The organism is Tenacibaculum sp. (assembly GCF_050290165.1).
In the GTDB taxonomy this organism is placed as follows: domain Bacteria; phylum Bacteroidota; class Bacteroidia; order Flavobacteriales; family Flavobacteriaceae; genus Polaribacter.
The window spans coordinates 110,405-123,760 of sequence record NZ_JBNKHD010000004.1; the positions used below are offsets into that span (position 1 = coordinate 110,405).

The 13,356-nt window shown below is 32.9% G+C and carries 17 protein-coding genes; all 17 read left to right on the forward strand.

The window, feature by feature from the left end; genetic code table 11:
• Positions 1–8 precede the first annotated feature (8 nt).
• Positions 9–1,754 (forward strand): NupC/NupG family nucleoside CNT transporter, encoded by a 1,746-nt coding sequence (locus tag ACQY6M_RS05630; RefSeq protein ID WP_428741382.1) that lies wholly within the window; start codon positions 9–11, stop codon positions 1,752–1,754.
• Between the two features lie 114 nt (positions 1,755–1,868).
• Complete coding sequence (locus ACQY6M_RS05635; protein WP_428741381.1) at positions 1,869–2,051, forward strand: hypothetical protein; 183 nt, start codon at positions 1,869–1,871, stop codon at positions 2,049–2,051.
• A 114-nt stretch (positions 2,052–2,165) separates the two neighbouring features.
• Positions 2,166–2,990, forward strand: coding sequence for a thymidylate synthase (locus tag ACQY6M_RS05640; RefSeq protein WP_428741380.1), 825 nt, complete (start codon positions 2,166–2,168; stop codon positions 2,988–2,990).
• 64 nt (positions 2,991–3,054) lie between these two features.
• The gene (locus ACQY6M_RS05645; protein WP_428741379.1) at positions 3,055–3,240 is read left to right on the forward strand and encodes a hypothetical protein; all 186 of its coding nucleotides are present in this window, start codon (positions 3,055–3,057) and stop codon (positions 3,238–3,240) included.
• A gap of 18 nt (positions 3,241–3,258) precedes the next feature.
• Positions 3,259–3,744, forward strand: coding sequence for a dihydrofolate reductase (locus ACQY6M_RS05650; protein WP_428741378.1), 486 nt, complete (start codon positions 3,259–3,261; stop codon positions 3,742–3,744).
• Positions 3,744–4,211, forward strand: coding sequence for a GNAT family N-acetyltransferase (locus ACQY6M_RS05655; RefSeq protein ID WP_428741377.1), 468 nt, complete (start codon positions 3,744–3,746; stop codon positions 4,209–4,211). The genes ACQY6M_RS05650 and ACQY6M_RS05655 overlap by 1 nt, the downstream gene beginning before the upstream one ends.
• The gene (gene gldA, locus ACQY6M_RS05660; protein WP_428741376.1) at positions 4,212–5,105 is read left to right on the forward strand and encodes a gliding motility-associated ABC transporter ATP-binding subunit GldA; all 894 of its coding nucleotides are present in this window, start codon (positions 4,212–4,214) and stop codon (positions 5,103–5,105) included.
• A 282-nt stretch (positions 5,106–5,387) separates the two neighbouring features.
• Entirely contained in the window at positions 5,388–5,963 is a 576-nt protein-coding gene (locus tag ACQY6M_RS05665; protein WP_133537628.1) for a DUF4255 domain-containing protein, read from the forward strand.
• A 6-nt stretch (positions 5,964–5,969) separates the two neighbouring features.
• Positions 5,970–7,040, forward strand: coding sequence for a hypothetical protein (locus ACQY6M_RS05670; RefSeq protein ID WP_428741375.1), 1,071 nt, complete (start codon positions 5,970–5,972; stop codon positions 7,038–7,040).
• A gap of 29 nt (positions 7,041–7,069) precedes the next feature.
• Positions 7,070–9,034 (forward strand): phage tail sheath family protein, encoded by a 1,965-nt coding sequence (locus ACQY6M_RS05675; RefSeq protein WP_428741374.1) that lies wholly within the window; start codon positions 7,070–7,072, stop codon positions 9,032–9,034.
• A 126-nt stretch (positions 9,035–9,160) separates the two neighbouring features.
• On the forward strand, positions 9,161–9,607 hold the full coding sequence (locus tag ACQY6M_RS05680) for a phage tail protein (protein ID WP_133537634.1): 447 nt from the start codon (positions 9,161–9,163) through the stop codon (positions 9,605–9,607).
• Positions 9,607–10,044 carry a phage tail protein gene (locus tag ACQY6M_RS05685; RefSeq protein ID WP_133537636.1) on the forward strand — a complete coding sequence of 146 codons (438 nt, stop codon included), beginning with the start codon at positions 9,607–9,609 and terminating at the stop codon, positions 10,042–10,044. Before ACQY6M_RS05680 ends, ACQY6M_RS05685 begins: the two co-directional genes overlap by 1 nt.
• 1 nt (position 10,045) lies before the next feature.
• Positions 10,046–10,207: a DUF5908 family protein gene (locus ACQY6M_RS05690; protein ID WP_166627794.1), complete on the forward strand. Its 162-nt coding sequence runs from the start codon at positions 10,046–10,048 to the stop codon at positions 10,205–10,207.
• A complete protein-coding gene (locus tag ACQY6M_RS05695) occupies positions 10,207–10,893 on the forward strand; it encodes a CIS tube protein (protein WP_428741373.1) in 687 nt (228 codons plus the stop codon). The genes ACQY6M_RS05690 and ACQY6M_RS05695 overlap by 1 nt, the downstream gene beginning before the upstream one ends.
• Complete coding sequence (vgrG, locus tag ACQY6M_RS05700) at positions 10,894–12,639, forward strand: type VI secretion system tip protein VgrG (protein ID WP_428741372.1); 1,746 nt, start codon at positions 10,894–10,896, stop codon at positions 12,637–12,639. It abuts the gene before it with no gap.
• Positions 12,640–12,642: 3 nt separating this feature from the next.
• A complete protein-coding gene (locus ACQY6M_RS05705; RefSeq protein WP_428741371.1) occupies positions 12,643–12,933 on the forward strand; it encodes a PAAR domain-containing protein in 291 nt (96 codons plus the stop codon).
• 2 nt (positions 12,934–12,935) lie between these two features.
• Positions 12,936–13,349, forward strand: a complete 414-nt coding sequence (locus ACQY6M_RS05710) for a GPW/gp25 family protein (RefSeq protein WP_428741370.1) — start codon at positions 12,936–12,938, stop codon at positions 13,347–13,349.
• The last annotated feature ends 7 nt before the right edge of the window (positions 13,350–13,356 follow it).

The window sequence follows — 13,356 nt, forward strand, 5'->3', positions numbered from 1 at the left end:
CATTTATAATGAAGAAACTATTTACTTTCATAATGCTTTGCGTTACGATGATAACTTTTGGTCAAAGCATTGAAAAAAAGTGGAATTTCTCATCAATCACAACAACTGAAGGAGACTCAATTGTTACGATACATCCTGCAGATATTCTTAATCTGTCAGAAGGAAACTTTAACTACTCATTAGTTGAAAAAGATAGTTTACAAGCTTCAGGAAACTATATTCACCAAAACAACCTGTTAATATTTAATTACAAACAACCAAACGATACCGTTCGTTATTATAATGTGGTAGAGTTGACAGAGGAAGCATTAACACTTTCTGAAAAAAATGTGTTGTATAAGTTTACAACAGAACCTCAAGTGGTTTCAGATATTGTTTCAGCAGAAGCAGAGCAAAAGGCGAGTGAAATAATTCCTAGTCAAGGGTTTTCTATGCATAGTTTATGGCGAGGAGTATTAGGAATGGTTTCGTTGTTAATTATAGCATTTTTATTTAGTGCCAATCGTAGAGGTATTGATTGGAAAACGGTTGGGATAGGATTAGCTGTTCAGTTATTGATTGCTATTGGAGTTTTAAAAATTCCTTTTGTGCAAAAAACGTTTGAATTAATAGGAAGCTTATTTGTAAGTGTGCTAGACTTTACAAGAGCAGGAAGTGAATTTTTATTCAGCGGATTGGTAGCTGATATGGATTCTTTTGGATTCATTTTTGCTTTCCAAGTATTGCCAACAATTATTTTCTTTTCTGCATTAACCTCTTTATTATTTTACTTAGGTGTTATACAAAAGGTTGTAAAAGGATTAGCTTGGTTATTATCGAAAGGATTAAAAATATCTGGAGCAGAAAGTTTATCAGTTGCAGGAAATATTTTCTTAGGACAAACTGAGGCACCTTTATTAATTAAGGCGTATTTAGAAAAAATGAACCGTTCTGAAATCTTATTAGTAATGATAGGAGGAATGGCAACGGTTGCTGGTGCGGTATTAGCTGCGTATATTGGCTTCTTAGGAGGTGATGATGAAGCATTACGATTGTTATATGCAAAACACTTATTAGCAGCTTCTGTAATGGCGGCTCCAGGCGCAATTATTATTTCTAAAATACTATATCCACAAACAGAAGAAGTAAATACCAATGTACAGGTATCTTCAGAAAAAATAGGGTCAAATATCTTGGATGCGATTGCTAATGGTACCACTGAAGGATTGAATTTAGCAATGAACGTTGCGGCAATGTTATTAGTGTTTATTGCTTTTATTGCAATGATAAATGGAATTTTAGGTACTCTTGGAGGATTTGATGGAATTGAATCTATTAGTTGGAAGTTTACTTCTTTAAATGAATTGATAGCTGGTGCAACTCCTTACGAAGCGTTGTCATTAGAATTTATTTTAGGATACGTTTTTGCTCCGTTAATGTGGTTGATTGGTGTTGCTAAAGAAGATATGGCGCTTATGGGACAGTTATTAGGAGTTAAATTAGCGGCAAGTGAGTTTGTTGGCTATATTCAATTAGCTGAGTTAAAAAATGCAGCTAGTGCTACACACTTAACGTTTAATAAGTCGGTAATTATGGCAACTTACATGTTGTGTGGTTTTGCAAATTTTGCCTCTATTGGAATTCAAATTGGAGGTATTGGTTCATTAGCTCCAGGGCAACGTAAGAATTTATCAGAATTTGGGATGAAAGCTTTAATTGGAGGAACTATTGCTTCTTTAATGTCGGCAACTATCGCAGGAATGATTATCGGATAAAGTAATTTTAATAATCCGTTTTTTGTAAATCATTGTTTTTTAGCGGTATAGTTTTGTTTGTATTGTTTTTTTGATATATTTATGTCAATATTAACCCTCGAAATTTAATCTATAATGAAAAAACTAAAAGATTTAAACGGAATTAAAATTTTATCAAAAAACGAACAAAACGAAATTAATGGTGGAGGTTACACCTATTGCAAAGGAAATAACATGTGTTGCACAAGGTTTGCAAGCGGTTTTGAATTTTGCGATTATGGTTATTGCCAAAGTAACGGAAATTGTATTTGGGCGTAATCATAGTTGATAACTTCTTAATATAAATTTTAAAAGCATTTACTTTTTTAGTAGATGCTTTTTTATTTTTACCTTGTTAAGTAGTTCAACATTTTAACGATTAAACGAAGAAGGATGAAGCAGTATTTAGATTTGGTAAAACACGTTTTAGATAACGGAAACGAAAAAGGAGATAGAACAGGAACAGGAACCAAAAGTGTTTTTGGATACCAAATGCGATTTGATTTAAGTGAAGGTTTTCCGATGGTAACAACAAAAAAGTTACATCTAAAATCTATTATTTATGAATTGTTGTGGTTTATAAAAGGAGATACAAATGTTAAATATCTGCAAGAAAATGGTGTGCGTATATGGAATGAATGGGCAGATGAGAATGGCGATTTAGGTCCGGTATATGGTCATCAATGGCGTAATTGGAACAGTGATGAGATAGATCAGTTAAAAGAAGTTATTGAAACCTTAAAAACAAATCCGAATAGCCGTAGAATGTTAGTGTCAGCATGGAATCCTTCGGTATTACCAGATACTTCCAAATCATTTGCCGAAAATGTAGCGAATGGTAAAGCAGCACTCCCACCATGCCATGCTTTTTTTCAGTTTTATGTAGCTGACGGAAAACTATCATGCCAATTATACCAACGTAGTGCAGATATCTTTTTAGGAGTACCATTTAATATTGCTTCATACGCATTATTTACCATGATGGTGGCCCAAGTTTGTGGTTACGAAGCAGGAGAGTTTATTCATACGTTTGGTGATGCACACATTTATAATAACCATATGGAACAACTAGAGTTACAGTTATCTCGTGACCCAAGACCGCTTCCAAAGATGAAAATCAATCCAGAAATTAAGAATATAGAAGATTTTACGTTTGGAGATTTTGAGTTGATTGATTATAATCCACATCCGCACATCAAAGGAATAGTAGCTGTATAATTTAACTTTATTTTTTATAGTTAGTTTAGTAAATTTGTAAGAAACCAGCTAAATTCTATAAAAAATGACCACAGACATTGATGTTTTAAAAGATGCTCTCTACGAAAAAATAGCAGACATACATGATGAAAATGTATTAAGAGCCATCCATACCCTAGTAGATAATATTAAAACGGAAGGGCTAGATGAAGCTGTTACAGAGAAAAGAGACCTTACAGGATACATTAAAGAATGGGTTAAAAGTATGTAAACCCTTCAATGAAAATTTATGATTACACTTATTGCTGCAATTGCAAAAAACAATGCTTTAGGAAAAGATAATGATTTAATTTGGTACTTACCTGCCGATTTAAAACGCTTTAAGGAAATTACTTCTGGGCATCATATTTTAATGGGGCGTAATACTTTTGAAAGTATTGGAAAACCATTGCCAAATCGTACATCAATTATTATTACTAGAAATAACGATTATTTTAAAGATGGATGTTTTATAGCCAATAGTATTGAGCATGCAATTGAGTTAGCAGAAGGGAAAGATGCATTTATTATTGGAGGAGCACAAATTTATAAACAAGCCTTGGAACAAAACTTAGTAGATCGATTGGATATAACTATAGTGCATCAAGATTTTGAGGCGGATGCTTTTTTCCCAGAAATAGATAAGACTGTTTGGAAAGAAGTGGCTCGAGAAGATTTTAAAGCTGACGAAAAAAATAAATACGATTATAGTTTCGTTTCTTATGAGAAAAGGTAATGGAATTCAAAGAAACGAATCAATTAGACTCTTTTTATAAAGAACAAGTTAGATTACTTTGGAATCAAGAGTATCCATTTATTATTTGTCAGAAAAGTACTGAAGATTTTGAGAAGTATTTATCTTCGTTGAAAGACAAAAACCATATTCTTATTTTAAAGAAGAATAACCTTTTAGGTTGGTATTGTGATTTTAGAAGAGAAGGAGAACGTTGGTTTGCAATGATACTTGATAAGAAAATTCAAGGAATAGGGATAGGAAAAAAGATAATTGAAAAAGTAAAAAGAAAGCATAAAGAGTTAAATGGTTGGGTTATTGTAGAAGAAAATTATCTTAAAGAAAATAATGAAGTATATAAGTCTCCCGTTGGTTTTTATAAAAAATTAGGCTTTGTTATTTTTGAAGATAAAAAGCTCGATTCGTCAATTTTAAAAGCTGTTAAAATTCAGCTGAAATCAGAAAAATAAATGTCAATACAACTTACTGAAATATCAAAAACTTACGGAACACAAAAAGCAGTAAACGCTATTTCTTTTGAAGCTAATAAAGGAGAAATAGTAGGTTTTTTAGGGCCTAATGGTGCTGGAAAATCAACTACGATGAAAATCTTAACAGGTTTTATTCAACCTTCGGCAGGAAGTGTTTTAGTGAGTGGGATTGATGTTACTTTAAATCCTATCGAAGCTCAAAAAAAGATAGGATACTTACCAGAACATAATCCGTTGTACTTAGATATGTACGTAAAGGAATATTTACAGTTTCAGGCATCGTTGCATAAGGTTGATAAGACTAAAGTAAATGAGGTTATTGAGCAAGTAGGTTTAACGGTTGAAGCACATAAAAAGATTAATCAACTATCAAAAGGATATCGTCAACGTGTAGGATTAGCGGCGGCTATATTACACAATCCAGAAGTATTGATTTTAGATGAACCTACTACTGGGTTAGATCCTAATCAATTAGTTGAAATTCGCCAATTAATAAAAGAGTTAGGAAAAGATAAAACAGTATTATTATCCACGCATATTATGCAAGAGGTAGAGGCAGTTTGTGATCGTGTAATAATCATAAATAAAGGCGAGCTAGTAATAGATAAACCTCTTAAGGATCTTAAAAAAAGTAACGAACAGGTAATTAAAGTTACTTTTGATTATAAGTTAGAAGAGCAATTTATCAAACGATTACCTAACATTACTTCCTTTAAAAACACTTTAGAAAATAATTGGACACTTGTCTTTAACTCAGAAGAAGATATGCGTCCTGTAATTTTTGATTTCGCTCAAGAAAATGGGTTGAAAATTCTAGGATTAAACACAGAAAACAAAGATTTAGAGAGTTTGTTTAGAGAGTTGACAGCATAGATATTAGACTTCAAAGTATCTTTTTTAAAAGCTTAAATTACTTCGTGTTATTAAAATATGTGGGTATATTCTTATGTATGTTCATAGTGTATTCTCATGTTCAATTGCAAGGGGGATTTTCCCCTTTTTACTACCTGTAATTCTATTTAAAAATTTTTAGGAGAAACTACTTTTTTAAAAGAGTTTTTCATTGCGGTTACTCTTCGTATGAGAGGTTAATTTTACAATGTCTGATTGCGCACCCCTCAATCTACACGCAAAAACTAACCAAACTTATTATCAATGATTTTTGAGATATTACAAATCATTACAGAAGAATTAAATGATTATTTCGACGAAAAATCTGTGGATTTATCTAATATAGCCATGGCTGAAGGAGATGGTAATTCTCCAGGAAATAATCCAGATATTTCGCTAACATTAATTAATACACAAGAAGAGTTTGCTTTAAAAAACACTTCTAATAACCGTATTAATGGCACTACGGTTAGTTACAAAAATCCAAAAGTATATTTAAACCTTTATATCTTATTCAGTGTAGATAAATCTAGTTATTCAGAATCATTAAAGAGCTTAACTAAGATATTAGCCTTCTTTCAAGGTAAAAAAGTATTTACACATAAGAATACAAATTTTGAAGCTATAGATGGGTTAGGAGATTTAAAGACCTTTAAATTTATTACACAATTATATACACCATCATTTGAAGAACTCAACTACATATGGGGAACTTTAGGAGGAAAACAATATCCTTCAGTACTCTATAAAGTAACACTTTTAGAAATAGAAAGAGATATCATAACTAAAGAAGGTACTGTTATCTCTGGTATTGAACAAAAACCAATAATTAAAAATTAAAGGATTATGTATAAAACGTTGTTCAATATCAATATATATCACTCTTATTTTTTAGACGAAGGAGAACGAATGTTTTTTGAGTTTGGAGGGGGAAATAATGGAATAACACCACTTACTGATAAAGAAAAACAAAGTTTAGAAGCGCAATATAATGTCAATGATTTTTTAAGAATAATTCCAACTAAGGAAACTAAAGAAGCGTTAAAAAATCACAGATTATTATTTAGAGAGCATAAAAAAGGAATACGAGTTTTATCTGAAACTCTAACAGAAATAGCAGAAGAAGGAAATCAAGAGGTTACTAGGTATAGCCCAATATTAAGATTACCAAACTCATTGATGTTAACTTTTTATTTAAAAGTACATCATACGTACTTCGAGAATTTTTCTAAAGTAATAGAAAAGAATGAGAAGCAACTTTACTATCTATCAAACAAAGGCTCATCAGCCCTTAATTTATTTGAAACAATTGCAGAAGTAAAAAAGTGGAGTTCCTTTTTAATCTCAGACAGTGAAACAAGAAAGTTATTGCATCAGCTCGAAAGTGAAAAGGAGTTTCAAACAACGACTCCAAACTTAGTAACCATAGCAAATATAGAAGATTCAATAATAGATACTATAGAATCTAAAATAACTAATACTATCCCTTTAGATGAAGATGAGCAAAAAGTATTAGACACTATGAATGATTTTGTATCAAGAGTAAAGAATACAGGAATAATAGGCATTGTGCAAGTTCAGGTATCAGGAGATAATAATACCAATCTAACAGAAGATATTTTGGTTAAAAATAAGCAGACACAATTGTTTGATGTACCTAAGCAATGTTTGTTAAAAGAGTTTCCTCAGTTTGCTATTTGCATTGAAAATAGAACCACATTTTGGCGCTATACAAAAGTTAGCGAGAACCTAATTATGACAACATCTGAAGAGAAACCTCTAACAATGAATGGACGTGTGGAAATAGCGAAACAAGATGTTTCTCCAGTACCACAAGAAGATTATTATTTCCCTAATCCTACTCCAGAAAGCATTAAGAAAGAGGCACAAGATTATTATTCGGAAGTATTTATATAAACAAAAAGTTAAATTAAAAACTAGTAATTATGTCAGCGTACAAAACACCAGGAGTCTACGTAGAGGAAATCGTTAAGTTTCCCCCTTCAGTAGCTCAAGTAGAAACAGCAATTCCAGCTTTTATTGGATATACAGAAAAAGCTAAAAAGAAAGAGGATGATGACCTATTGTTAGAGCCAAAAAGAATTACTTCAATGTTGGAGTATGAAACTTATTTTGGTTTTTCTGAAAAAGAAACAACGATTGGAGTCAATGTAATTAATGCAAATGAAGCAAATGAAGAAATTATAGTAACACAACCAAGTACTCCTTCTCCTTTTAAAATGTATTATAATATGCAGATGTATTTTGCAAATGGAGGAGGTCCATGTTACATAACTTCAGTTGGAACCTATTCATCAGCAAGAACAAACAACAATGTAAACCCAGTACTTCTTGAAGAAGTAGGAAATAATGGATTTAAAGGTTTAAAAGAAGGGTTAGAAGAAGTAGAATATATAGATGAAGTAACCTTGCTTGTATTTCCTGATGCAACTTCATTAACGTCAGATGCAGATTTTTATAGTTTATATTCTTTAGCACTTACTCAATGTAACAAACTACAAGATCGTTTTACAATTATTGATACATATTCAGATAAAGAATACGATGATGGTGGAGGAGATGTAGATCCGGTAGAAGCTCTTAGAGACAAAATTTCTTTAGAAAAAGATTACTTAAAATATGGAGCGGCTTATTACCCGTATTTAAATACGATTTTAGACTTTTCTTATAATGAAAGTAGTATTGAAGTTCAAGGACTTGAAGAGAGTTTATCAGTACAAGCAGACAATGTAATAGACGGTATCGATTTAACAAAATTAGAAGATTTATTAACTGTATTGGTTGATACTAAAATTGCTATTGAAGGAGCAGCTGATAATACTGAGGCACTTTCTTTTAAGAACAATGCCATTTCAAATGTTAAGAACATCATAAGTTACTTAGAAGATATAACTTCATCAATCAACGATTTGATTTCTGCTGCAGAAGATTCAGAAGAAGCTTCATTAGTAACACCAAGTGCAGATATGACAGCTTGGATGGATGGCAAGTTAGAAAGTATTTTGGCAGGTTTACACGGTAAACTTTTTAAGCTTCAGCAAGATGATACTAAAACTAAATTATCAAATACATTTACATCTACCTCGCCAAATATATACGACTTATTAGGAATTACTGATGAAGCAGATATGACTAATAATGGAATTTACACAGACTTAGAAGAGCAAAAAACAGTAGATAAATTATTTGCGTTAAAAGGAGCAATAGATCTTTTAGGAGGAGTAACAACATTACCTTCATTAGCTGACTTAAAAGCAGAGAACAACGCATTGTACAACAAAATAAAGTCAGAAATCGGTTTATTACCTGTAAAGCTTTCGCCTAGTGCAACCATGGCAGGAATTTATGCTAAAGTTGATGCCGATAGAGGAGTATGGAAAGCACCAGCAAATGTAGGTTTAAACTATGTATATGGACCATCTGTTATAATATCACATGATGAACAAAAAGATTTAAATGTAGATACCAAAGCAGGTAAATCAATCAATGCTATTCGATCGTTTGTAGGAAAAGGAAACTTAGTATGGGGAGCAAGAACTCTTGCAGGAAATGATAACGAATGGAGATATATATCTGTAAGACGCTTCTTCAACATGGCAGAAGAGTCAATTAAAAAAGCAACTGAGCAGTTTGTTTTTGAGCCTAATGATAAAAACACATGGGTACGTGTAAAAGCAATGATCGATAATTTCTTAACGCAACAATGGAGAGCAGGAGCCTTAGCAGGACCTACACCAGAAAAAGCATTTTATGTTAGTGTTGGGTTAGGTGAAACTATGACAGCTCAAGATGTTTTAGAAGGAAATATGATTATAGAAATCGGTATGGCAGTAGTACGTCCAGCTGAATTTATCATTCTAAAATTCTCTCACAAAATGCAAGAAGCATAACCTCAGATCAAGTTCATGAGGTGTTAGCTTAAAGACCAAAAAGCATTTCGATGCAAAGTCAAACTATTTAAATACTCAATTAGTGAGTAAACTAATTAAAAAAACATAACCAAAAAATAAAGAATCATGGCAGAGTCATATCCAATTCCAAAGTTTTCCTTCGAAGTAACCTTTGGAGATACGAAATTTAATTGTACAGAAGTATCTGGGTTAAGTTTCGATAATAAAGTAATAGAATATCGCGGAGGAGCAGATAAAGAATATCATAAATCAAAACAACCAGGATTGTTTGAGTATAGTAACATAACTATGAAGAGAGGAACCTTTGTAGATGAAAGTAAACAGTTTTATAAACAATGGGCTAAAACGGTTTATTTTCAAGAAGGAGGAGAGCAATTTAGAGGTGATCTAACAATTAAGTTATTAGATGAAAATGGTGATCCAGCAGTAGTATGGGAAGCTCAAAATGCATACATCACGAAAGTACAGCCTACAGATTTAAAAGCTGATGGTAATGAAATAGCTATTGAAACTGCAGAGTGGGCTATTGAGAAGTTAAAAATGTCATCGTAATGAGCTATCACCCACCAGTAGGATTTAGTTTTAAGGTTGAGTTTGAAGATATTTCAACTTCAAATGGCGACAATTCATTTCAATCAGTTTCGGGTCTCTCGGTAGACCTTGAAACTGAAGAAATAGCCGAAGGAGGAGAAAACAGATTCAAACATAAAATTCCAGTACGTTCTAAATATCCTAATCTAGTTTTAAAGAGGGGAATGCTTGTTGATTCAGAAGTGATTAAATGGTGCAAAAAGGCATTAGAAAACTTCGAAATACAGCCCGTAAACATCAATGTAATGTTATTAGGTGAAGATCAGCAGACAATACAAACATGGAATGTAGTACACGCATATCCTATAAAATGGAACGTGGGAGACTTTAATGCTGAAGAAAGCAAACTGGTTATAGAAACACTTGAATTAACCTACAACTATTTTAAAGTAGCCTAACATGCCTATTACTATTAAAGAATTGCATATCAAGATTAATGTAGATGAAAAATCGGAACCACAAGGAAGAACTAGTGGTTCAAAAAATGGTAACACAGCAGCTATTGTAGCAGCATGTGTTGAAGAAGTAATGGACATTCTTGAAAGACAAAAACAACGATAATGAGTCAAGGAGAGTTAAAAAAATTAGTTATAAAAGCTTATAAGGACGATAAGTTTACCGATGAGGTTGCTGATGGGGAATTTACAACATTGGTTAACCCAGAGAAATACTTGATCGCTTATAAACCTGAATATACTGAAGAACAAGGGCAAGGTACAAGTGCAACACAACCAAGTTTTACTAGAATTGCTCCAAAAGAACTAGATTTAGATTTATTATTTGATAGTAGTGGTGTTATAGATGGCGATTCCAATCTAAAAGATGGAATTATAGATAAGATTGATACGTTTAAAAAAATTGTATTCGATTACAGTGGAGAAGAGCACAAGCCTTATTACTTAATGATTAAATGGGGGGCGTTGCTGTTTAAAGGTTCTTTAGTAGATCTTACTATTGAATACAAATTATTTGCTCCAGATGGAACCCCATTAAGAGCTAATGCAAAACTAAAGGTAAAAGGAACTGTTGATGACGATTTACGAGTAGCAAGAGAGAATAATCAATCACCAGATTTAACGCACTATCGTAAAGTAAAATCAGGAGACACCTTACCACTAATGTGTCATCGTATTTATGGAGACTCTAAATATTATTTAGAAGTTGCTCGTGTAAATAAAATCATACAGTTCAGAAAATTGCAACCTGGGCAAGAAATCTTTTTTCCACCCTTACAAAAATTTGCTTAGATGAATAATACAGGAACCATACAAACTTCAAAAAGTGCCGATTTAGTCACGTTTAAAATCTTGATTGAAGGAGAAGAACTTTCAAAACAATATGAGGTAAAAAATATTACTGTTTCTAAAGAGGTAAATAAAATACCAACTGCTCAAATTGTTTTATTAGATGGAGATGCTTCTCAAAGAGATTTTAAGTTGAGTAATGAAGAGTTGTTAATTCCAGGAAAAGAAATTGAAATAACAGCAGGGTATCATTCTGATGAAGAAACTATTTTCAAAGGAATTGTTATTAAGCACAATCTGAGAATTAGAGCCAACTCAGCACAACTAATAGTTGAATGTAAAGATGAAGCTGTAAAAATGACGGTAGGTAGAAAAAGTAAATATTTCTACGAGAGTACTGATAGCGACATTTTTGAAGAAATTATTGGGAACTACGGTTTAGCTAAAGAAGTAGAAGTTACAAATTATAACCATGCTGAATTGGTACAATACAGTGCTTCAGATTGGGATTTTGTTGTTTCAAGAGCACAAGCCAATGGGAAATTGTGCTTTGTAGATGATGGAACGATAACTATAGCCAAACCAAATATAAGTCAGTCTGAAATAGAAACGGTAACCTTTGGGGGTTCATTATTAGACTTTGATGCAGAAATTGATGCACGTCATCAAGTAAAAAAAGTAGCTGCCTATAGTTGGAATCATGCTGACCAAGAGGTTATCGAAATTGAAGGAAAAGATCCTAATGTAAGTTTGAATGGAAATTTATCTGTTTCAGATTTAAATGAAATCATTGGTTTGGAAAGCATGGAGTTACGACATGGTGGTGTAGTAACCGATACCGAATTACAAGATTGGGCAGATGCCAAATGGTTATTTCAACAATTAGCAAAAGTAAGAGGTCGTGTAAAATTTCAAGGAATTCCATCCGTGAAACCAAACACCATCTTAAAATTGGAAGGTGTGGGCGATAGGTTTAATGGAAATATATATGTAACGGGAGTTCAACATGTAATTTCAGAAGGGAACTGGGTTGTTAATGCACAATTTGGGCTTTCAACCGAATGGTTTTCAGAAACCTTTGAAATTTCTGCAAAACCAGCATCAGGACTATTACCCGCTATTCAAGGATTGCAAGTAGGAATTGTTTCTCAATTAGAAGAGGATCCCGATGGAGAAGATAGAATTCTAGTACAAATTCCTATAATAAATAACGAAGAAGAAGGTATTTGGTGTAGAGTAGCTTCACCTGATGCTGGAGAGAATAGGGGAATTTTCTTTCGTCCTGAAATAGGTGATGAAGTCATTGTAGGGTTTATAAACGATGATCCTAACGATGCTATTGTTTTGGGAATGTTACATAGTAGCGCAAAGCCATCTCCAATTACGGCAACAGATGATAATCACGAAAAAGGAATCATTACCAGAAGCGAAATGAAAGTGTTGTTTGATGATGATAAAAAAATAATCACAATTGAAACACCCGTAGGAAAAATCATTTCACTAGATGAAGATGAAGGAGCGATTACTATTAAAGATGATAACTCCAATACAATAACCATAAACAGTGATGGAATATCAATGGAAAGTGCCGGAGATATATCATTAAAAGCATCTGGAGATGTAAATATAGAAGGTACCAATGTAAATATTACAGCCAATGCAGAATTTAAAGCAGAAGGTAGTGCTGGAGCAGAAGTCTCAACAAGCGCTATAGCTGTTTTGAAAGGCTCATTAGTTCAAATAAATTAAAAAATGGGAAACCCAGCAGCAAGAATAACAGACATGCATGTATGTCCAATGGTAACAGGTGTAGTTCCACACGTAGGAGGTCCAATTTTACCAGCAGGAGAACCTACGGTATTAATAGGAGGCTTACCTGCAGCAAGAGTAGGTGATATGGCTACTTGTACAGGACCACCAGATAGTATTATAGCTGGGTCAGGAACTGTGTTAATAGGAGGTATACCTGCAGCAAGAATGGGAGATAGTACAGCACATGGAGGGACTATAGTTTTAGGAGAACCAACAGTTTTAATAGGATAACAATGGAAAATAAAAAAGCATTTTTAGGAATAGGATGGGGTTTTCCTCCTGAGTTTTCAGAAGACCTGAGCGAAGTAGTAATGATTTCTGATGAAGAGGACATTAAAAGCAGTTTAGAAATACTGTTAACGACTCGATTAGGAGAACGAGTAATGTTACCTAATTACGGTTGCAGTTTACAAGAGTTACTTTTTGAACGCCTAGATAGAACATTGATAACTTATACAAAAGAGTTGATTGAAACAGCCATTTTATATCACGAACCTAGAATAGATGTTATCCGAATTGATGTTTCAGAAACAGATCCTTTAGAAGGAATGTTGATTATAAAGATTGAGTATAGAATTAGAGCTACTAATAGTAGAACCAATGTGGTTTTCCCTTTTTATAAAGGAGAAGGAACCGATATAAATTAAGATACAC